Origin of the sequence: Amycolatopsis sp. NPDC059235, from assembly GCF_042754125.1 — a bacterium.
Taxonomy (GTDB): domain Bacteria; phylum Actinomycetota; class Actinomycetes; order Mycobacteriales; family Pseudonocardiaceae; genus Amycolatopsis; species Amycolatopsis albidoflava.
The window spans coordinates 38193-57622 of the sequence record NZ_JBHZAG010000051.1 but is presented as its reverse complement, the minus strand read 5'-3'; the positions used below and the strand labels follow the sequence as shown (position 1 = coordinate 57622).

At 71.4% G+C, this 19430-nt stretch carries 19 protein-coding genes; 15 read left to right on the top strand and 4 right to left on the bottom strand.

What is annotated here, in order from left to right; translation table 11 throughout:
* Positions 1–49 precede the first annotated feature (49 nt).
* The 8 genes from ACFXI3_RS28705 to ACFXI3_RS28670 all read left to right on the top strand — a co-directional run bounded on the left by ACFXI3_RS28705 (position 50) and on the right by ACFXI3_RS28670 (position 7674).
* Positions 50–1774 carry a hypothetical protein gene (locus tag ACFXI3_RS28705; RefSeq protein WP_378403608.1) on the top strand — a complete coding sequence of 575 codons (1725 nt, stop codon included), beginning with the start codon at positions 50–52 and terminating at the stop codon, positions 1772–1774.
* Between the two features lie 34 nt (positions 1775–1808).
* Complete coding sequence (locus tag ACFXI3_RS28700; protein WP_344288166.1) at positions 1809–2612, top strand: sugar phosphate isomerase/epimerase family protein; 804 nt, start codon at positions 1809–1811, stop codon at positions 2610–2612.
* A 212-nt stretch (positions 2613–2824) separates the two neighbouring features.
* Positions 2825–3655 (top strand): thioesterase family protein, encoded by an 831-nt coding sequence (locus ACFXI3_RS28695; protein ID WP_344288169.1) that lies wholly within the window; start codon positions 2825–2827, stop codon positions 3653–3655.
* A 23-nt stretch (positions 3656–3678) separates the two neighbouring features.
* Entirely contained in the window at positions 3679–4491 is an 813-nt protein-coding gene (proC, locus tag ACFXI3_RS28690; RefSeq protein ID WP_344288171.1) for a pyrroline-5-carboxylate reductase, read from the top strand.
* A 390-nt stretch (positions 4492–4881) separates the two neighbouring features.
* Positions 4882–5097, top strand: a complete 216-nt coding sequence (locus ACFXI3_RS28685; protein WP_033291067.1) for a helix-turn-helix domain-containing protein — start codon at positions 4882–4884, stop codon at positions 5095–5097.
* A gap of 142 nt (positions 5098–5239) precedes the next feature.
* Positions 5240–5341 (top strand): 30S ribosomal protein bS22, encoded by a 102-nt coding sequence (locus ACFXI3_RS28680; RefSeq protein ID WP_007030867.1) that lies wholly within the window; start codon positions 5240–5242, stop codon positions 5339–5341.
* Positions 5342–5602: 261 nt separating this feature from the next.
* Positions 5603–6649, top strand: a complete 1047-nt coding sequence (locus tag ACFXI3_RS28675; RefSeq protein ID WP_354746159.1) for an NAD-dependent epimerase/dehydratase family protein — start codon at positions 5603–5605, stop codon at positions 6647–6649.
* The gene (locus tag ACFXI3_RS28670) at positions 6646–7674 is read left to right on the top strand and encodes a lysophospholipid acyltransferase family protein (RefSeq protein WP_344288179.1); all 1029 of its coding nucleotides are present in this window, start codon (positions 6646–6648) and stop codon (positions 7672–7674) included. The genes ACFXI3_RS28675 and ACFXI3_RS28670 overlap by 4 nt, the downstream gene beginning before the upstream one ends.
* A 3-nt stretch (positions 7675–7677) precedes the next feature.
* On the opposite strand, the gene ACFXI3_RS28665 is transcribed toward ACFXI3_RS28670, so the two are convergent.
* Positions 7678–8289 carry a TetR/AcrR family transcriptional regulator gene (locus tag ACFXI3_RS28665; protein WP_378403604.1) on the bottom strand — a complete coding sequence of 204 codons (612 nt, stop codon included), beginning with the start codon at positions 8287–8289 and terminating at the stop codon, positions 7678–7680.
* A 70-nt stretch (positions 8290–8359) separates the two neighbouring features.
* On the opposite strand from ACFXI3_RS28665, the gene ACFXI3_RS28660 reads away from it, so the two are divergent.
* Positions 8360–8767 (top strand): RidA family protein, encoded by a 408-nt coding sequence (locus ACFXI3_RS28660; RefSeq protein ID WP_344288183.1) that lies wholly within the window; start codon positions 8360–8362, stop codon positions 8765–8767.
* A 7-nt stretch (positions 8768–8774) separates the two neighbouring features.
* On the opposite strand, the gene ACFXI3_RS28655 is transcribed toward ACFXI3_RS28660, so the two are convergent.
* The 3 genes from ACFXI3_RS28655 to ACFXI3_RS28645 all read right to left on the bottom strand — a co-directional run bounded on the left by ACFXI3_RS28655 (position 8775) and on the right by ACFXI3_RS28645 (position 11799).
* Positions 8775–9683 (bottom strand): HAD-IB family hydrolase, encoded by a 909-nt coding sequence (locus ACFXI3_RS28655; RefSeq protein ID WP_344288310.1) that lies wholly within the window; start codon positions 9681–9683, stop codon positions 8775–8777.
* Between the two features lie 219 nt (positions 9684–9902).
* The gene (locus tag ACFXI3_RS28650; RefSeq protein ID WP_378403602.1) at positions 9903–10991 is read right to left on the bottom strand and encodes a DUF5667 domain-containing protein; all 1089 of its coding nucleotides are present in this window, start codon (positions 10989–10991) and stop codon (positions 9903–9905) included.
* 97 nt (positions 10992–11088) lie between these two features.
* Positions 11089–11799 carry a sigma-70 family RNA polymerase sigma factor gene (locus tag ACFXI3_RS28645; RefSeq protein ID WP_344288187.1) on the bottom strand — a complete coding sequence of 237 codons (711 nt, stop codon included), beginning with the start codon at positions 11797–11799 and terminating at the stop codon, positions 11089–11091.
* A gap of 281 nt (positions 11800–12080) precedes the next feature.
* Here ACFXI3_RS28645 and ACFXI3_RS28640 point away from each other — a divergent pair, with 281 nt between their 5' ends.
* The 6 genes from ACFXI3_RS28640 to hemC all read left to right on the top strand — a co-directional run bounded on the left by ACFXI3_RS28640 (position 12081) and on the right by hemC (position 19383).
* Entirely contained in the window at positions 12081–13586 is a 1506-nt protein-coding gene (locus ACFXI3_RS28640) for an AMP-binding protein (RefSeq protein ID WP_344288188.1), read from the top strand.
* 31 nt (positions 13587–13617) lie between these two features.
* Positions 13618–13833 (top strand): glutaredoxin family protein, encoded by a 216-nt coding sequence (locus tag ACFXI3_RS28635; RefSeq protein WP_378403599.1) that lies wholly within the window; start codon positions 13618–13620, stop codon positions 13831–13833.
* Between the two features lie 58 nt (positions 13834–13891).
* Positions 13892–15448, top strand: coding sequence for a molybdopterin-dependent oxidoreductase (locus ACFXI3_RS28630; RefSeq protein ID WP_378403597.1), 1557 nt, complete (start codon positions 13892–13894; stop codon positions 15446–15448).
* A gap of 872 nt (positions 15449–16320) precedes the next feature.
* Positions 16321–17121, top strand: coding sequence for a redox-sensing transcriptional repressor Rex (locus ACFXI3_RS28625; protein WP_344288314.1), 801 nt, complete (start codon positions 16321–16323; stop codon positions 17119–17121).
* Complete coding sequence (locus ACFXI3_RS28620) at positions 17122–18435, top strand: glutamyl-tRNA reductase (RefSeq protein ID WP_344288193.1); 1314 nt, start codon at positions 17122–17124, stop codon at positions 18433–18435.
* On the top strand, positions 18436–19383 hold the full coding sequence (gene hemC, locus ACFXI3_RS28615; RefSeq protein ID WP_378403595.1) for a hydroxymethylbilane synthase: 948 nt from the start codon (positions 18436–18438) through the stop codon (positions 19381–19383).
* Positions 19384–19430: the final 47 nt, after the last annotated feature.

Sequence of the window (19430 nt, the reverse complement as noted above, 5' to 3'; positions counted from 1 at the left end):
GTGCCCGAGTGACCACAACCAACCCCGAGCGCGCTTTGGACAGCACGGTATGACGGACCAGACCGGCGGCGACCAGCCCCAGAAGACCGTGGCCGAACTGCTCGCCCAGCACGGGCAGCAGGTCGACGGCGGACGGCGACGCAGGCGCAGGGCCGCCGATGACGAGGACGAGGCCGCCCCGCGGCGCTCGAGCCTCACCGACACCGGACCACAGGCGATCATCGACCGGGTGGCCTCCGAGGGCGGCACCCCGCCGCCTCCTTCGCGTCCTCCGGGCGGCCGACGCCGTCCGGACGCGGCTCCTCGGCAAGCACCGCCGGCACCCCCCGCGCCTCAGGAATCGGGTCAGTACCCGCGTCCTGGGCAGCAGCCGTCGGGGCAGCACCCGATGAACGGGCAGCAGCCCTCCGGGCAGTACCCGGCTCCGCAGGAGTCGGGCCAGTACCCGGTGAACGGCCAGCAGGACTCCGGCTACGCGCGTCCCCCGGCTCCGCCGCAGGAGTCCGGGCAGTACCCGCGCCCGGGCAACGGCCAGCAGGATTCGGCCTACGTGCGCCCGCCCGCGCCGCCGCAGGAGTCGGGCCAGTTCGCCCGTCCCGCGCCTCCCGCGGCCGGTCCTGGTCCGCAGGGCACTGGCTACCTGCGTCCGGCGGCTCCGCAGGACTCGGGCTACGTGCGTCCGCCCGCGCCGCCGCAGGAGTCCGGGCAGATGCCGGTTCCGCCGCGCGGCCGTCCGCCGCGTCCGCAGGCAGGCGGCGAGGAAACGCGCGGCGCGGTGCCGCCAGTTCGCCGCCGTCCGGCTCCGCCGCCCCCGCAGGACGGTGGTCTCGCGGCTCGGCTCGACGGCCTCGACGGCGACTCCCCGGAACCGCCCGCGACGCCGATGGCGAGCGGCGCTTTCCCGGCTCCCGGCGCTCCGGCCGCTCCGCCCAACCGGCCGCGGCGTGCTCCGGCCCGCCGTCCGGCGCCGAAGCAGGAGCCGCACACTGAGCAGTTCGACGCGGTCGACGGCCTGCCCGCCGACGGCGTCGCCGAAGACGCGCCGCCAGCGGGTCTCGCCGGCTGGCGGCAGCGTCGGCAGGCGGAGCAGCTGGAGGACACCGAGGTCGGCATGATGCCGGCCGTCCCGCCCGCGGGTGCGGAGCCGGAATCGGCCGCGGAATACGCCGAGGACGACTACGTCGACGACGGTTACGAGGACGAATACCCGGCCGCCGCAGCGGATTACGACGCGGGCCCGCCGACCGCGGGCTACCCGGCCCCGATGCCGTTCGCGCCGGGCGGCAAGGACGCGGCCGAGGACGACCTGTCCGAGTACGAGCGCGAGTTCGCCGAGCCGTCGGGCTACCCCGAGGGCCAGCCGGACTTCGAGGGCGACGACGGCTACGGGTACGAGCAGGCCGAAGGCTACGAACACGCCGAGGGCTACGCCGAAGGCGACGAGTACGACGACTACCCCGAGGAAGCCGTCGCCGAGGACGCGCCGGAGGCCGAGCCGGAACCCGCGGTTTCGGCGGGCAAGCAGTGGCTGACGCTGGCCGGACAGCTCGCGCTGGGCGTCGTCGGCGGAGCCGCCGTGTGGCTGGGCTTCAACTGGCTGTGGGTCAACCTCGCGCCCGCCGCGCTCGTCGGCGCGCTGCTGGTGATCGTCGCGCTGGTGTGGATCGTGCGGAAGATCCGCCGTGCCGAGGACCTGCAGACGACGCTGCTGGCGATTCTCGTCGGGCTGGTGGTGACGGTGTCGCCCGCGGCGCTGTTGCTGGTGGCCAAGTAGCCCGCCGCCGGGGACGCTGGGGCAGGATGGGCGCGTGAGTGAGAGCGCGCCCGTCCCCGTGGGCTTGAGCACTGCCTCGGTGTGGCCGCTGCGCGCGGGCGCGGCGTTCGAGCTGGCCGCGGACCTCGGCTACGACGGCGTCGAGGTCATGGTGTGGGCCGACCCGATCAGCCAGGACGTGTCGGCGATCCGGCGCTGGTCGCGGCGCACCGGGATGCCGGTGCTGTCGGTGCATTCGCCGTCGCTGCTGATCACGCAGCGGATCTGGTCGCCGGATCCCGAGGTGCGCCTGCGCCGCTCCGTGGACGCCGCGCTGGAACTCGGCGCGCGCACGGTCGTGGTGCACCCGCCGTTTCGCTGGCAGCGCCGGTACGGCGACGCGTTCGGCGATCTCGTGGACGAGCTGGAGGAAGCCAGCGGCGTGGACGTCGCGGTGGAGAACATGTTCAAGGTCCGTCCGCCCGGCGGCTCGCGCGACGCCCGGGTTTCGGCGTTCCGGCCTTCGATCGATCCCACGGACGTGGGGTTCCGGCACTACACCCTGGATCTGTCGCATTCGGCCGCGGCGCGGATGGACGCGCTGGCGCTGGCCGACCGGATGGGGGCGGGGTTGAGCCACGTCCATTTGGCGGACGGGACGGGGATTCCGAAGGATGAGCACCTGATTCCGGGGCATGGCGGGCAACCTTGTGCGGAATTGTTGGAAAAGCTGGTGAGTGACGGCTTTTCCGGTCAGGTGGTGCTGGAAGTGAACACCCGGCACGCGACGGGGGCGGCTGCGCGGGCCCGGGCGCTGGCGGAGGCGTTGTTGTTCGCCCGGTTGCATTTGGGGCAGTGAGCCGCGGATGCGGTGGGCGGTCGTGCGCGGCCAGCCGCATTTCGGGCCGTGTCCGCGGGTGATCTTGCTCGGCTGTCCGGGCGGTCCCTGCCCGGCTCGGCTCGCAAAGGCGGCCGGGCACCGTAAAGTGCGGGCGTGACCTCGCTGCCATCGCCGTCTCCAGTCTTCCCCGGACCCGGTTCCACGCGCCGTATCGCCGTGGCCGGTCGTCCGTGAGCGCGGCCGACGACACCGCGACCGCCTTCGACGCGGCCACCGCAGTCCGGTCGCTCGGGGACGGCACGTTCACCGCGACGTTGCGTTCGGAATGGGCGATCGCGGTCCATCCGCACGGCGGGTTTTTGGTGGCATTGCTGGCAAAAACCGCTGCCGCCGCGTTGCAGGAGCGCGGGGACGCGACGGTCGATCCGCTCGCGGTGAGCACCGAATTCCTGCACGCGCCCGCGCTCGGCCCGGTGTTGCTGCGGACCGATGTGCGCAAGGTCGGCCGCCGGGTTTCGGTGGTCGCGGTGTCGCTCGAACAGCGCGGCCGGGCTTGTGTCGAAGCGCGGGTCACGGTCGGCCGGTTGCCGATGCGCCGTTCCGAATGGACGGACCTGCCGCAGATGCCCGCCGAACCGCCGTCCAGTGCGTTGCAACTCGGCAAGGACACTCCGGAAGGCCCGTTCCACCTGTCCGCCGCCTGCGACGTGCGACTCGATCCGGCGACCGCGGGGTTCGTATCCGGACGGACCGGAGACCCGCCGCGGCTGCGGATGTGGGCCCGTCCGCGCGTCGGCCAGCCCGACGTGTACTTCGCGCTCCTGGCGGGCGACCTCAACCCGCCGGTGGTGGCGAACCTCGGCAGGCACGGCTGGGCCCCGACCGTCCAGCTGACGTCGCTGGTGCGGACCCGCCCGGCCCCGGGCTGGCTGCGGATCCTCGTCGAAGCGCGGTCGGTGCACGAGCCGTGGTTCGACTCGGACGCCACTGTCGTGGACGCCCAAGGCCGGCTCGTCGCGCAGGTGCGGCAGCTGGCGCTCGCCCCGGCACCGGGCGGCTGAGCCGCGTTTGGCACGCTGGCCGCATGAGTGTGATCGCGGTGCTGGGTGCGGGAAAGATCGGCGAAGCCCTGCTGTCGGGCCTGCTCAACGGCGGCCACGAGCCAGGCGACCTGCTCTTCACCGAGCGGTACGAGGAGCGGGCGCGCGAGCTGGAAGCGCGCTACCCGGGCATGAAGGCGGCGACTGTCGCGGACGCCGCCCGGCAGGCGGACATCCTCGTGGTCGCGGTGAAGCCGCAGGACATCGAGCCGGTGCTGGACGAGCTGGCCCCGCTGCTCGGGACGGCGTCGCTGGTCGTCTCGCTGTGCGCGGGGCTGCCGACCGCGCTGTACGAACGCCGTCTCGCTTCGGGCGTGCCGGTGGTCCGCGTGATGCCGAACACCCCGATGCTGGTCGGCGAAGCGATGAGTGCGATCTCACCCGGCAAGCACGCGACGCCGGCGCACCTCGCGACGGTCAAGGAGCTGCTCTCGCACGTCGGCCAGGTCGTCGAGGTGCCGGAGCGGCAGCAGGACGCGGTCACCGCGCTGTCGGGATCCGGTCCGGCGTACTTCTTCTACCTGGTCGAGGCCATGATCGACGCGGGCATCCTGCTCGGCCTGCCGCGCGCGCTCGCCGGGCAGCTGATCATCCAGTCGGCGGTCGGCGCGGCGAAGATGCTCGCCGAGGGCCAGGACCACCCGGTGCTGCTGCGCGAGGCGGTGACGTCCCCGGCCGGGACCACCATCAACGCGATCCGCGAACTGGAGAAGCACGGCGTGCGCGCGGCGCTGCTCGACGCGATCGAGGCCGCCCGCGACCGCTCGGAGGAGCTGGGCCGCGCCCACGAAAACTGATCCGCCCGCCCCAACGCCGCGTGGGTCCGTGAAGGGCTCCTTGAGGGAATCAGATTCCCTCAAGGAGCCCTTCACGGACCTCGGCGGGAGCGGAGTCATGCGGCCCGGCTGCTGCTTGGCCCGGCCCGGCCGCGGTGCCTCTGCGGCGAATGGCGGGAGCTCGCTAGTCCGTTCAGCGCACCCATGCCCCATCGGAGCGGTTGGGCTATCCGGGCATTTCGGGCATCGCTGCGCCGTCCGGGCTATCCGAAGCCCCAGGTGAGGGCCCATCCTGGTGACAGGCGTCGCACGAGTCCCACCTGTCCCGCTACCCTCGGAAGAGCACGTGCGTGTCGATACCACAGGTGGGGAAGCCTCGTGGCGCGACACGTGTCGAAGGACGCGGTAAACATGTCGCCGAACAAGAGGGAGGATTTGCCCGCGGTAGGGCAGGTCCAGTTTTTGACAGTCGCCGAAGTGGCCACGCTGATGCGGGTCTCGAAGATGACCGTGTACCGCCTGGTGCATTCGGGCGAACTTCCCGCGGTCAGAGTCGGGAAGTCCTTCCGGGTGCCGGAAAAAGCGGTGCACGAGTATCTGCAAGGCGCTTACTTCGACGTGGGCTGACTGGTCGCCGGGCATGCGTCAAACCATGCCCGCCGACCGGCCCGCGCCGGGACGCTAGTAGCCTGGTAAACCGCTCGTGCCTGTGCGCTCCACCCGTTGGACGCTGCGCCGGGCAGCGTGACCGACGACAAGAGGAGCGCCCATGGGTTCCGTGATCAAGAAGCGCCGCAAGCGCATGTCCAAGAAGAAGCACCGCAAGCTGCTGCGCCGTACGCGCGTGCAGCGGCGCAAGGCCGGCAAGTAAGCCGTCCGCGCGGTTGAGGTTTCGTGGCCCGTCCAGTCTCTGGACGGGCCACACTCATGTTCGGGCCTGAGTGCGCCCGATCGAGTGAGGCGCGTATCGCAATCCGGACGTCCCTCGTAAATACCAGGTAAGGCCTGGTCAGAAGGGCGCCTGTGGCCGGTAACATGGCGGGCGCATCAGCGCGATGCTTCCAGCGAGTGCAGGTTCGCGCACCCCGAGTGATCACTCCGTCTTGCACACTGCTGCCGATCAGGGAGTTCCATGGCCTCGAACATCGTGCTCGTCACCGGAGTCGCCGGCGACCTCGGCGGGAAGCTGCTCGCCCGGCTCGGCGCGCATCCGGATCTCGAGCGGGTGATCGGCGTCGACACCGCCCCGCCTGCCAAGGACGTCCAGCAGCGGATGGGCCGCGCCGAGTTCGTCCGCGCCGACATCCGCAATCCGCTCATCGCGAAGGTGATCAGCAGCGCCGAGGTGGACACCGTCGTGCACACCTCGTGCACCGCGCATCCGGCCGGGCCGAGCCGGCGGGCGGCGGTCAAGGAAGTCAACGTCATCGGCACCATGCGGCTGCTCGCCGCGTGCCAGCGCGCGCCGAAGGTGCGCAAGCTCGTGGTGAAGTCCAGCGCCGCGGTGTACGGCGCGGGCGCGCGTTCGCAGGCGGTCTTCACCGAGGATTCGGAGCTGATCCCGCCGTCGTCCAGCGGCTACGCGAAGGACGCGGTGGAGATGGAGGGCTACGTGCGCGGCCTCGCCCGCCGCCGCCCGGACCTGACCATCACGCTCGCCCGGTTCGCGAACATCATCGGCCCCGAGGTCGACACCGTGCTGGCCCGGTACTTCTCGCTGCCGGTCGTGCCGACCGTCTTCGGCTACGACTCCCGGCTGCAGCTGCTGCACGGTTCAGACGCGCTGTCGGTGCTGGAAATGGCGACGCTGGAAGACCGGCCGGGCGTGTTCAACGTCGCCTCGGAAGGGGTACTCACGCTGTCCCAGGCGATCCGCCGGGCGGGCCGGGTCGGGCTGCCGATGCCGCGCGGCGTGGTGCCCTCGGTCGGGAAGCTGCTGCGCGGCGCGCGGCTGGTCGATTTCTCCGCCGACCAGGTGCGGCTGCTGAACTTCGGCCGCGCGGTCGACATCACGAAGCTCAAGAAGGAATTCGGGTACACGCCCCGCTGGACCACTCGCGAGGCGTTCGACGATTACGTGGCAGGCCGCGGCCTGCGCCCGGTGCTCGACGGCGGCGCGCTGGCCGGGCTGGCCGGGAAAGTGCTGGAGGCCGCCGCCACCGGGCAGGCGCGCCGATGAGCCACGCGACGAGGGCCGGAAGTGAGGCGAATCCCGTGAATGGTGCTGAGGCACAGGTCATCCCGCTGCATGGACCCGGCCGGGAGAAACCGGCCGAGGCGCCGGAGCAGGCCGAGGAGCGCGTGGACGCTCCGGTCGTCGAGTTCCCGGCGCAGCCGTCCGGTCCGGTGCGCGAACCCGCGGCCGATCCGCTGTCGGAGTCGGTCCGCGGCGCGCTCACCTTCCTGCGCCACCGGCTCACCGGCGACTACGCGGTGGACGAGTTCGGTTTCGACGCCGAGCTCACCGAGACGCTCGTGCTGCCGCCGCTGCGCGCGCTGTACGAGAAGTGGTTCCGCGTCGACACGTTCGGCGTCGAGAACCTGCCGACCGCGGGCGGCGCGCTGCTGGTGTCCAACCACTCCGGCACCTTGCCGCTCGACGCGCTGATGACCGCGGTCGCGGTGCACGACGAGACCGGCGGACGGCATCTGCGCGGCCTCGGTGCGGACCTGGTGTTCAAGCTGCCGCTGGTGGGCTCGTTCGCGCGCAAGTCCGGCCAGACGCTCGCCTGCAACGCCGACGCCGAACGCCTGCTGACCAACGGCGAGCTCGTCGGCGTGTGGCCGGAAGGGTTCAAGGGCGTCGGGAAGCCGTTCTCCGCGCGGTACAAGCTGCAGCGCTTCGGCCGCGGCGGGTTCGTGTCCGCGGCGATGCGCGCGGGCGTGCCGATCATCCCGGTGTCGGTGGTCGGGGCCGAGGAGACGTATCCGAAGATCGGCGAGCTGAAGGTGCTGGCGCGGCTGTTCGGGCTGCCGTACTTCCCGGTGACGCCGTTCTTCCCGCTGCTTGGCCCGCTCGGCGCGGTGCCGCTGCCGACGAAGTGGACCATCGAGTTCGGCGAGCCGATCCGCACCGACGACTACGGCCCGGACGCGGTCGACGATCCGATGCTGGTGTTCACGCTCACCGACCAGGTGCGGGAGTCGATCCAGCATTCGTTGTACCGCAGGCTTTCCCAGCGGCGCAGCGTTTTCCGCGGCTGAGCTTCAGCCGGGCAGGCACCAGCCGCGGCGCACTGAGCGTTCGCAGCGCCGAGGTTCGTCGCCGACGCTGACGAACAGCGCGGTCAGCAACGGCGCGCCGTGGTCGAGGGTGGTGCGGGGCAAGGGTCCGTTGGCGACCAGCGAGACCAGGCCGTGCGCGACGGCCCAGCTTTGCGTGGCGAGTTCGAGCGCGTCGAGGCCTTCGCGGTACCGGCCGGTGTCGCGGCCTCGGGCGGCGGCTTGCACCAGGTATTCGAGGGTGTCGTCGGCGGCTTGGGCGTCTTCCAGCTCGAAGTTGGCGTCGAACATCACGCGGTACAGGTCGGGGTGGTCCAGCGCGTTGCCGAGGTACGCGGAGATCAGCGCGGCGTGATCGCGCACCGGATCGGCGGACTGGCGGACCTCGGCCATCCGGTGTGCCAGCCGGGTAAAACCCTCCTGGCGCAAGGCTTTCCAGAGGCCGTCCATGTTGTCGAAGTGCGTGTAGACGGCCATCGTCGACACTCCGGTCCCGGCCACGAGCGAGCGCAGGGTGATCGGTTCGCGGGTGCGGAGCATCTGCGCTGCCCGTTCGAGCAGCAAGGTGCGCACTGCCGGATCCTTCGCCCTCGCCATGGCGGCATTCTATAGCATTGCAATGCTATGTTTGAAGTACCGAAGATCATTCCCGGCTTCAGGAGGAAACATGGCCGTCACCCTGGTCAACCCAGCTGCGCTGCCGCAGGTCGGCCTCTACCGCCAGGTGTCCGTCGCCACCGGCTCGCGGACCGTGTACATCGCCGGGCAGGTGGCGCGGACCGCCGACGGCGGGCACGTCGGGGACGGCGATCTGGCCGCGCAGGTCGAGCAGGCTTACCTGAACGTGGCCGCGGCGCTGGCCGAGGTGGGCGCGACGTTCGCCGATGTGGCGCGGCTGACGGTGTACTTCGTCGAGTGGTCGCCGGAGAAGATGGGCGAGTTCGTCGAGGGCGTGCAGCGCGCGGAGAAGAAGCTGGGCGTCGCCATCCAGGCCCCGTTGACGGGGATCGGTGTGGCGTTCCTGGCGGAGCCGGATCTCCTGGTCGAGGTCGAGGCGACTGCGGTGCTGGACTGACCCGGCCTCAGCGGCGGCGGTACGCCATCCCCGCGGCGACCGCCCCCGCGACCGCACCCGCCCCGATCACCGACGGGACGCCGATGCGGGCGGCCTTGCGGCCGGTGCGGAAGTCGCGGATCTCCCAGCCGCGGGCACGGGCGACGTCGCGCAGGCCGCTGTCCGGGTTCACCGCGACCGCGGTTCCGACGACCGACAGCATCGGCACGTCGTTCTGCGAATCCGAATAAGCCGTGCAGCGCTTGAGGTTCAGGCCTTCGCGCGACGCGAGCGCGCGGACCGCGTGGGCTTTCGCGCGGCCGTGCAGCATGTCGCCGACCAACCGTCCGGTGTAGACGCCGTCCTTGGTTTCCGCGACGGTGCCGAGCGCGCCGGTGAGGCCGAGGCGACGGGAGATGATCGCGGCGAGTTCGATCGGCGTCGCCGTGACGAGCCACACGCGCTGGCCCGCGTCGAGGTGCATCTGCGCGAGCGCGCGGGTGCCGGACCAGATCTTGTCCGCCATCAGCTCGTCGTAGATCTCCTCGCTCATCGTGGTGAGCTCCTCGACCGTGCGACCGGCCACAAAGGACAGCGCGCGCTCGCGGTGGGTCTTGATGTCGGCCTTGTTCTCGCGCCCGCCGATGCGGAACTTGACCTGGTCCCACACGAAACCGGCGAGGTCGGCGGAGGTGAAGAACTTGCGCGCGGCGAGGCCGCGGGCGAAGTAGAAGATCGACGCGCCCATCATCATCGTGTTGTCCACGTCGAAGAAGGCGCCCGCGGTGAGGTCCGGCGGCGCGGGCGGAACCGACGTCGCCAGCTGCGCCGAGGACGAGGCCGCCTCGGCCGACGCCTCGCCGGCGAGCGTGGCGAGCCGCTCGAGTTCCTGACTCTTATCCTTGCCACGCCAAGCTGACACGCACACCGCCTCCAGGTTCGGGCACGTCCCGGCGGACGACGCCGACCGGGTCCTGCAGCACAGGGTAGCGACCGCTCGACTCACCCGTTGGAGATGTGGCCCGTGCCTCCGATAGGGGTTGCCCACCGGCCCCGATCACCGCGCCCGAGAGTGACCTACGTCGCGGCTGACGGTCCGTGAAGGGCTCCTTGAGGGAACCAGATTCCTTCAAGGAGCCCTTCACAGACGGAGGCGTCAACCGATGACGATCGGCGGGAGTCCGGGCAGCAGCGGCGGGATCGAGACCACCGGCGGGGGCGCGGGCCGCGTCGGGATTCGGGGTGGGGTCGGCGCGGTGATCGGCGGCGAGACGCTCGGCGGGGTCGCCGTGTGCGGGACTTCCGTCGAGGTCGGCGTCGGAGTCGGCTGGTTCGGGCTGCTCAGCGTCGGCGAGGACACCGAGCGCACCGGCAGAGGGGAGTCCGTCGGCGGGACGCTCGATCCGGCAGCGGGCGGCGGGCTGCTCGGCGTCGAGCCGCCGGGCGACAGCGGTTGCTGCGTGCACGCGCCGCGCGCCGGGAGGAGGCCTAGTTCGTCGGTGGTGCCGGTGGTGATCTGGTAGCAGCTCAGCCGCGAGCCCAGCGCGGACGTCCGCTGCTGTACCCGGTCGAGCAGGAAACGCGCTTGCTGGAAATCCGAGCGAGCGGACGCCGGGACGTCGGCCTGTTCCGACTCCAATTGCCGCGACTGGCTCTGCGCCCAGGACTCCAGCGACGTCAGGCGCGTGCGGTTGCCGCTCGTGGTCGCCAGTTCGGTGAGTTCGGCCACGCCCGCGCGGACGTCGCTGCTGAAATCGTGCAGGGCCGTTTGGTACGCCGCTGGGCTGGCGTCGTCCATCCGGCCCAGTTCGGTGACGCGGTTCGCGGCGAACTTCAGGTGCTTCTCGGCCTTGGCTTCGTCACCGAAGGTCAGGCCGAGCGACGTGACTTCGCCCGCTCGCTTCACGCTGTACAGCGCGTCTCCGGGCAATGCGTCTCGCGAAAGCAGCAGCGTCAGCCCGCCAAGGCCCAAAATCAGTGCGATGCCCGCGGCGGCGAGGTCGGCCATCCGCGGCCGCCACCGTCGGCGGGGAAGCGGTTCGCCGATGCGGCCTTCGATTTCGGCGCGGATCCGGGCTCGGGTGGCCGGGTCGGGATCGCCCGCTTGGCCCAGTTCGTGCAGGGCACCGACGAGGGCCAGCTCTTCGGCGAACTCGTCCGGCCGCTGCCCGGGGGAAGCATTGATCGCGTCGTCGAACCGCTCGCTCTCGGTCCGACCACGCGAAAACCACCCGGGCACGCCCACGGTGCTGCTCCGTCTCCACCCAACGCCCGGCCCTGACCGCCGGTCTGCGTGAGAAACGATTAAGAAGCCGAAAAAGTTACGGCCGATCGTTGAACGATCAACGCAGGCCGGTGGGCAGCAGCTGCGCGAGCCGCCGGACCGCGCGGTGCTGCAGCGCCTTCACCGCGCCCTCGTTGCGGTCCATGATCTGGGCGGTCTCGGCGACCGAGAGCCCCTGCAGGAACCGCAGCACGATGCATTCGCGCTGGTCGTCGCCGAGTTCCGCGACACAGCGCAGCAGTTCGGCGCGGGTCGCGCCCGCGATCGCCTGCTGTTCGGGCCCGGCCTGCGCGACCGGACCGACCGGGCCGCCGGGCACGCCGCCCGGTTCGGCGACCTCGTCGGTGACGACCTCGAGCCGGAACCGGCTGGACTTCACGTGGTCGAGGATCAGGTTGCGGGCGATGGTCACGAACCACGCGCCGACGTCGCGGCCCTGGTAGCTCACCGACGTGATCCGGCGCAGCGCGCGCAGGAAGGTCTCGCTGGTGACGTCCTCGGCCAGGTCGCGGTCGCCGAGGCGGAAGAGCGCGTAGCGGTAGACGACGTCGACGTACCGGTCGTACAGCTGGCCGAACGCGGAGGAGTCGCCCGCCTGCGCGGACCGCACCAGGTCCCACGCCTCGGCCTTGGCGACCTCGGCGGGATCCGGTTCGGCGTCCGCCTTGGGCAGCGGCACGGCGGCCGCGGCCGAGCCGAACACGCGGTCGGCGAACATCGCGACCGGCCCGCGGTGCGCGGTGGCGGACAGAGTGATCGGACGGGTCATCGAGCGGCACCTCCGGCTGTCCCTGGTGCTGCCGGGCGCGGTCCCGAGGGCGCGAAGGCGTGCCGCGGCGCATGTCCCACTTCCTCGTGGACCGGCAGCTTCGGCACGACGACTCCCTTGCTCGGGTCACCCGGTAGTGATCAACGCCACCCGGCGACGCAGTGCAGCATACGTGTTGTTACCGCGAAGTAGGTAGTGTCCCGGTCAGGCAGAGGTGCGACGATCGCGCGGCATCCCCATTACGGGTGACAAGATGACGAATCCGCAACGGAACGAGAGGGGTGGGGGTGGACCGGATCAGCACCGCCCACGGTGTCGCCGGCCTGCTCGCCGATGCGGCCAGCCGCTGGCCGGAGCGCACGGCGATCACCGAGACGGGCACGGGCAGCACGCTGACCTGGCGACAGCTGGACGAAGCCGCGCACGCGCAGGCGCGCAGCCTGGTCTCCTCCGGCGTCGCGCCGGGCGACCCGGTGGTGCTGCGGCTCCCGACGTCGGCTGACTTCGCGGTCGCCCTGTTCGCGGTGCTGCGCGCGGGCGGAATCGCCGTGCCGTTGTCGCCGCAAGCCCCCGCGCCCGAGTTGGAGCGGCTGCTGGAGCACTGCGGCGCGAAACGCGTGGTGCAGCGCGACGACGCCGAGTTGCCCGAAGGCGTTGCCGGCCTGCCGCCGCGCGGCGACGAGGCGGGCGACCCGGTCGACCTCGGTCGTTCCGGCGAGGACATCGCGGTCATTTCGTACACCTCCGGCACGACCGGCCCGCCGCGCGGAGTGCTGTTGTCGCACCGCGCGTTGCTGGCGAACCTCACTCAACTGTCCCAAGTGGACGGTGTGACCGAGCACGACGACCGCGTGCTGGTGTCGATCCCGCTCTTCCACGTCTACGGCCTCGGCCCGGGGCTGCTCATGGCGACGGCGGTCGGGGCGACGCTGGTGCTGTCCGAACGCTTCGAAGCCCGGCGGACGCTGCAAGACTGCGCCGAACATCGCGTCACGGCGATCACCGGCGTGCCCGCGATGTACAACGAATTCGCCTCGCTCGACACCGAGGAGCTGAGCCGCGGGCTGGCGACGGTGAAGCGGCTGACGTCCGGTGCCGCGCCGTTGCATCCGAAGGTGCTCGCGGCGATCCGCGAGGCCACCGGGCTCGACGTGTACGAGGGCTATGGGCTCACCGAATGCGCGCCGGTGGTGACGTCCACGCTGGTCACCGGCTATCCGAAGCCCGGATCGGTCGGACGGCCGCTGCCCGGGATCGAGCTGCGGCTGGTGGAGTCCGACGGATCCGCCGACGACCTGCCGCTCGACCCGGAGGAGCCGGACGACGTCTTCGAGGCAGGCGGCAGCACCGGGCTGGTGTCGGTGCGCGGGGCGAACCTGTTCTCCGGGTACTGGCCGGACGGCGCGCACGGCCCGGACGCCGAGGGCTGGTTCCGGACCGGCGACGTCGGTTATCTCGATTCCGACGGCGACCTGCACCTGGTCGACCGGGCCAACGACTTGATCATCGTCAACGGCTTCAACGTCTTCCCGCACGAGGTCGAGGAAGTGATCTCGCGGCTGCCTGGCGTGGCCGAGGCCGCTGTCGTCGGCGTGGTCGACGAGCGAAGCGGCGAAGCGGTGAAGGCGGTCGTGGTGCCCGCCGAAGGCGCGGCGTTGTCGGAGCAGCAGGTGGTGGACCAGTGCACGGCGCATCTCGCCGGGTACAAGGTGCCGCACACCGTCGAGTTCGCCGAGACGCTGCCGCATTCGGCGACCGGGAAGCTGCGCCGGCTGAAGCTGCGCTGATTAGGCTGGCTCTGTGCACAAAGTGACCGTGATGAGCCGCGAAGGATGCCACCTGTGCGACGTGGCCGAGGCGGACGTCGCGCGGATCTGCGGTGAGCTGGGCGTGCCGTGGGAGGCCGCGGACGTCGACAGCGACCCGGAATGGCAGGCCGAGTACGGCGACCAGGTGCCGGTGATCCTGATCGACGGGGTCGAGCACGGGTACTGGCGCGTCGAGGAAGAACGGCTGCGCGCGGCGCTGCGGTAAGCAACCTGTAAGCGCTTTCAACGGGCCTGACGGGACCGGACCCGCCGAAGATGGTGGGGTGAGTGCGTTGAAAGAAGCTCCGCCGGCCGCCCGGCCGCGCCTGTCGCTGGGCATCGCGACGTTCATCGGCCTGGTCTCGCTGGCCGTCGCACTGGGCGTGGGGCACCTGGTCGCCGGATTTGTCGGGTACAACGCGTCGCCGTTCGTCGCGGTCGCGGACTTCGTGATCGCGCACAGCCCGCACGCCGTCGTGGTGTGGGCTGAGCAGACGATCGGGACCGCCGACAAGACCGTGCTCAAGATCGGTCTGGCTGTGGTGCTGCTGGGGTTCGCGGTGCTCGCCGGACAGCTTTCGCGCAGCCGTCCGCTGCCGGGCCAGCTGCTGGTGGTCGTGGTCGGCGCGTTCGGGATCTTCGCGGTGTTCGAGCGCACGGACGTCGGACAGCTCGCGTTGCTGGCTCCGGTGCTGGCGCTGGGTGCTTCGCTGCTGGTGTTCAGCTGGCTGCACAAGCGTGCGCTGCCGCCGGAAACCGAACTGCGACAAGGACTTAGCCGTCGACAGGTGTTGCGGCGCGGCGCGGGGATCGCGGCCGGCGCCGGGGTGGCGGCGATCGTCGGCGAGGTCGTGTCGACCACCGGCAGTGCGGCTGGCTCGCGGGCTTCGATCGGGCCGCTGGTCGCCGCCCGGAAAGCTCCGCCGCTGCCGCCGGACGCGGATTTCCACAAGCTCGGGTCGCCGCCGTTCATCACGCCGAACGGGAGCTTCTACCGGATCGACACCGCGTTCGTCGTGCCGCAGGTGCGGGCCGAGGACTGGGCTTTGAAGATCCACGGCATGGTCGACCGCGAGGTGAGCTTCTCCTACGCGGACATCCGGAACCGCCCGCTGGTGGAACGGACCGTGACGCTCACCTGCGTCTCCAACGACGTCGGCGGCGACCTGATCTCCACCGCCAACTTCATCGGGGTGGACCTGGTCGACCTGCTGAACGCGGCGGGAGTGCACGCGGGCGCGCAGCAGATGTACGCGACCAGCGTCGACGGGTTCACCTGCGGCACCCCGGCCAACGTCGCGCTGGACCCGGCGCGCGGCGCGATGCTCGCGATCGGCATGAACGGCGAGGCGCTGCCGGTCGAGCACGGGTTCCCGGCGCGGATCGTGATCCCCGGGCTCTACGGCTACGTGTCGGCGACCAAATGGGTCACCGACCTGGAATTCACGACCTGGGACGCGCGGCAGGCGTACTGGCTGCAGCGCGGCTGGGCGGAGCAGGCCCCGATCAAGACCGAATCGCGGATCGACGCACCGGCCAGCGGGACGTCGGTGCGCGCGGGCAAGGTCCGGGTGGCGGGGACGGCGTGGGCGCAGCACGTCGGGATCGCGAAGGTCGAAGTGCGGGTGGACCAGGGCGCGTGGACTCCGGCGACGCTTTCGGCCGAGGTCAGCAAGGACACCTGGCGGATGTGGTGGGCCGAGGTGCCGGTGCCGCCGGGCAGCCACACGGTGACCGTGCGGGCGACAGATCAGTCCGGCTACACGCAGACGGACCGGACCGCGGACCCGGTTCCGGACGGTGCGACCGGCTGGCACACGGTGCCGTTCACCGCTGCCTGAACCACCCCCAGGGCTTCGCTGCCCGCCCCCCGCCGCGGGCGCGGGCTTTCGCTGTCCGTGAGGGGAACCCTGACGGACTCAGAGTCCCTCGGGGTTCCCCTCACGGACAGCGAGGGAAGCCGCGCGGCGGGCGGGGTTGTGCTTCTGGTCATGCGGGTGACCAGTGACTTTGTGCATGCGTTCACAAGTGGACTACCGTAGGAACCCGTCCCCGCGAGGACCGGCATCGAACCGGACGGAAGCCGTGGGGTCAAGGGTTGGTTTTCCACTGCCGGACAGGCAGGTGGGGGACAGCGCGGGCACGAAGCCGGATTTGAGGAGAAGTCAGCGTGGTGACACAGCGGGGCGGGCGCGGCGGTGCCGAACCGCCGGCCACGCCTCCCCGCGACGAATCCGAAGCCGCCCCGCCCGCACGCCGGAGCGGTGGACGGCACGCCGCGGGCAGCCGCCGTCGAGCCACGGTGAGCGAGAACGGCTTGGCGCGCAACGGGAATTCGGCGGAAGCCGCACACGAGAACGGGCAGGCCGGGCACGACCAGGTCGCCGGCGGCGGCGAGCACGCTGCGGGCAACGGCCGGGCAGCCTCCGGCAGCGGCAACGGCCGCGCGAGCCGGGCGACCGCACGGGCCGCCGCCGAAGACCGCGCGACCGCCGCATCAGCCGAAGCGAGCCGCGCCGCGTCCAGCAATGGCAACGGCCGCGCCACCCGGGCCGCAGCGCCGGCCGGAGGCAGCCGCGCGACCTCCCGAGCCGCAGCGTCAGCCCAGACCTCAGCCGAAACCCCCGCCGAGAACGACGCCAAGCCCCGCACCCGCCGCGCCGCCCGGACCTCCCGTCCCGCGCCGGACGCCGACAACGCGCCGACCGCCGAGATGCCCGCTGTCTCCGACGCGGAAGACACCGCGGTCCGCGCGAAGCAGATCCCGGAGGCCGCCGTCGCCCGGCTGGCCGTCTACCTGCGGATTCTCTCCGGTTTGGCCGAGCAGGGCGCGACCACCGTTTCCAGCGAGGAACTCTCCGCGGCGGCGGGCGTGAACTCCGCCAAGCTCCGCAAAGACCTCTCCTATCTCGGCTCCTACGGCACGCGCGGCGTCGGCTACGAGGTGCAGGTGCTCGTCAGCCAGATCGAGCGCATCCTCGGCCTCACCCGGCAGCACCGCGTCGCCGTGGTCGGGATCGGCAACCTCGGCCACGCGCTCGCGAACTACGGCGGCTTCCCGGGCCGCGGCTTCCCGGTCGAGGCGCTCTTCGACCTCGACCCCGATCTGATCGGCGTCCCCGTAGGGGGTCTCCCGGTCTCGCACATGGACGACATTCCGCGCGTTTGCTCCGAACGGGAGATTTCCGTGGGGATCATCGCCACACCTCCTACCGCCGCGCAGTCGGTGTGCGACAGGCTGGTGGCAGGCGGCGTCCAGTGCATCCTCAACTTCGCGCCGGTAGTGCTCCAGGTGCCGGCACACGTCGAGGTCCGCAAGGTCGACCTGGCTGTCGAACTGCAGATCCTCTCGTTCCACGTGGCCCGGCGCGCCGACAGCGCGGCGAGCGCGGGGTCCGCCGGGGAAAACCAGGGGAATACCGGGTTACCCGGAACCGGCGGGGCCGCCGACAATGGCAGCGGCGGACGTAACGGCGCCGGTACGGACGGCGGTCTCGGAATGGTGGTGCGCTGAATGAGCGTGTTGGCGGTCGGGCTCTCCCATCGCAGTGCGGATCTCGGCACGCTCGAGCGTGCGGCGATCCCCGCGGACGAGCTGACCAAGGTCCTGCACGACCTGCAGCAGGCGGAGCACATCAGCGAGGTCATGCTCGTCTCGACGTGCAACCGCATCGAGGTCTACGCCGTGGTGGAGACGTTCCACGGCGGCGTCAACGACGTCTCGGACGTGCTCTCCCGCAAGGCCGGGATGGAGCCGGCCGAGCTGTACGACAGCCTGTACGTGCACTACGCGGGCGCGGCCGTCGAGCACCTGTTCTCCGTCGCCTCGGGCCTCGACTCGATGGTGGTCGGCGAGACGCAGATCCTCGGCCAGGTCCGTTCCTCGTACGCGACCGCGCGCGACGCCGGCACCGTCGGCCGCACGCTGCACGAGCTGATCCAGACCACACTGCGGGTCGGCAAGCGCGTGCACTCCGAGACCGGGCTCGACCAGCTCGGCGCGTCCGTCGTGTCCGAGGCGCTGGCCGCCGCGGGTGACATCGCGGGCAAGCACGCGCTGATTGTCGGAGCCGGTTCGATGGGCGCGCTCACCGCGTCGCAGCTGCGCAAGGCCGGGATCGCCGAGATCACCGTGGCCAACCGCACCGAAGCCAACGCCGTCCGGCTGGCCGAGAAGGTCGTCGCCGAAGGGATCCCGGCGCGTTCGGTGCCGTTGACCGAACTCGCCGAGGCGGTCGATCAGGTCGACCTCGTGGTGGCGTGCACCGGGGCGCAGGACGCGGTCTTCCTCGCCGGGCACGTGCCCGCGCGCGCCGGGCGTCCGCTGGTCGTCTGCGACCTCGGGCTGCCCAAGGACGTCGACGTCGCGGTCGCGGACCTCGCCGACGTCACCGTGGTGGACCTGGAGACGATCCAGCGCCGCATGCGCGACGCGGGCGCCCCGACCACCGACCGGCAGACCGCCAAAGCCAACGGCATCGTGCTCGACGAGGTGCGCGAGTACCTCGCCGGACAGCGCAGTGCCGAAGTGACGCCCACGGTCACCGCGCTGCGCAGGCGCGCGGCCGAGGTGGTGGACGCGGAGTTGCTCCGCCTGGACAACCGGCTGCCGGAACTCGACAGCCAGGTTCGCGAAGAGGTCGGCCGCACGGTTCGCCGCGTGGTCGACAAGCTGCTGCACGCGCCGACGGTGCGGGTCAAGCAGCTGGCCGCCGAGACGGCCGACACCGACTACGCCAACGCGTTGCGGGAACTGTTCTGCCTCGACCCGCAGGCTCCTGCGGCCGTGGCGAGCCCGACAGCGCCGGAATCCGAGAAGAAGCGGTAAGTGACCAGAGTCATTCGCATCGGCACGCGGGGCAGCAAGCTCGCCCTCGCGCAGACCGGCATCGTCGCCGACACCATCCGCGCCACCGGGGCGGAGGTGGAGATCGTCACCGTCACCACGCCCGGCGACCTCTCCAGCGCCCCGATCTCGCAGATCGGGGTCGGCGTGTTCACGTCGGCCCTGCGGGAAGCGTTGCTGCGCAACGAGATCGACGTCGCCGTGCACTCGTACAAGGACCTGCCCACCGCGCCGGAGGCCGGCCTCGTGCTGGCCGCGGTGCCGCCGCGCGAGGACCCGCGCGACGCGCTGATCGCGCGCGACGGCCTCACCCTCGGCGAGCTTCCGCCGGGCGCGAAGGTCGGCACCGGGGCGGCGCGGCGGATGGCTCAGCTGCGCGCGCTGGGTCTCGGTTTGGAAATCGTGCCGATCCGAGGCAATATCGATACCCGCATGCGCAAGGTCACCGACGGCGAGCTGGATGCCGTGGTGCTCGCGCGTGCCGGACTGGCCAGGGTCGGCCGGGTGGACGAGATCACCGAAACCCTCGACCCGATCCAGATGCTGCCCGCCCCCGCGCAGGGGGCGCTGGCGCTGGAGTGCCGGGCCGCCGACGTGGACATCGAGCACCTGCTCGCGTCCGCGGTGGACGACGAGAGCACGCGGGTCGCGGTGACGGCCGAACGGGCTCTGCTCGCCGCGCTCGAAGCCGGGTGCAGCGCGCCGGTGGGCGCGCTCGCCGAGATCGTCGAGGACCTCGACGACGAGGGCGCGGTGGTGGAACGCATCTCGCTGCGCGGCACCGCTGCCGTCGAAGGCGAGAACGGCGGCGTCGACATGGTTCGGGCTTCCGCGATCGCCGGGATCGGCGAGGCGGAGAAGCTCGGCCGGGAACTGGCCGCCGAACTGCTTGACCTGGGAGCCGGGGCGCTGCTCGGCCCCGCCCTGTGACGCCAGCCGTCACGCACCCGCACGACCTGCCCGACATCCGCGGCCGG

Bases quoted from the DNA above. Each gene is read 5' to 3' on its own strand.
- ACFXI3_RS28705 (WP_378403608.1), top strand. From the start codon at position 50: ATGACGGACCAGACCGGCGGCGACCAGCCCCAGAAGACCGTGGCCGAA.
- proC (WP_344288171.1), top strand. From the start codon at position 3,679: ATGAGTGTGATCGCGGTGCTGGGTGCGGGAAAGATCGGCGAAGCCCTG.
- ACFXI3_RS28685 (WP_033291067.1), top strand. From the start codon at position 4,882: ATGTCGCCGAACAAGAGGGAGGATTTGCCCGCGGTAGGGCAGGTCCAG.
- ACFXI3_RS28680 (WP_007030867.1), top strand. From the start codon at position 5,240: ATGGGTTCCGTGATCAAGAAGCGCCGCAAGCGCATGTCCAAGAAGAAG.
- ACFXI3_RS28675 (WP_354746159.1), top strand. From the start codon at position 5,603: ATGGCCTCGAACATCGTGCTCGTCACCGGAGTCGCCGGCGACCTCGGC.
- ACFXI3_RS28670 (WP_344288179.1), top strand. From the start codon at position 6,646: ATGAGCCACGCGACGAGGGCCGGAAGTGAGGCGAATCCCGTGAATGGT.
- ACFXI3_RS28665 (WP_378403604.1), bottom strand. From the start codon at position 8,289: ATGGCGAGGGCGAAGGATCCGGCAGTGCGCACCTTGCTGCTCGAACGG.
- ACFXI3_RS28660 (WP_344288183.1), top strand. From the start codon at position 8,360: ATGGCCGTCACCCTGGTCAACCCAGCTGCGCTGCCGCAGGTCGGCCTC.
- ACFXI3_RS28645 (WP_344288187.1), bottom strand. From the start codon at position 11,799: ATGACCCGTCCGATCACTCTGTCCGCCACCGCGCACCGCGGGCCGGTC.
- ACFXI3_RS28635 (WP_378403599.1), top strand. From the start codon at position 13,618: ATGAGCCGCGAAGGATGCCACCTGTGCGACGTGGCCGAGGCGGACGTC.
- ACFXI3_RS28625 (WP_344288314.1), top strand. From the start codon at position 16,321: ATGCCCGCTGTCTCCGACGCGGAAGACACCGCGGTCCGCGCGAAGCAG.
- ACFXI3_RS28620 (WP_344288193.1), top strand. From the start codon at position 17,122: ATGAGCGTGTTGGCGGTCGGGCTCTCCCATCGCAGTGCGGATCTCGGC.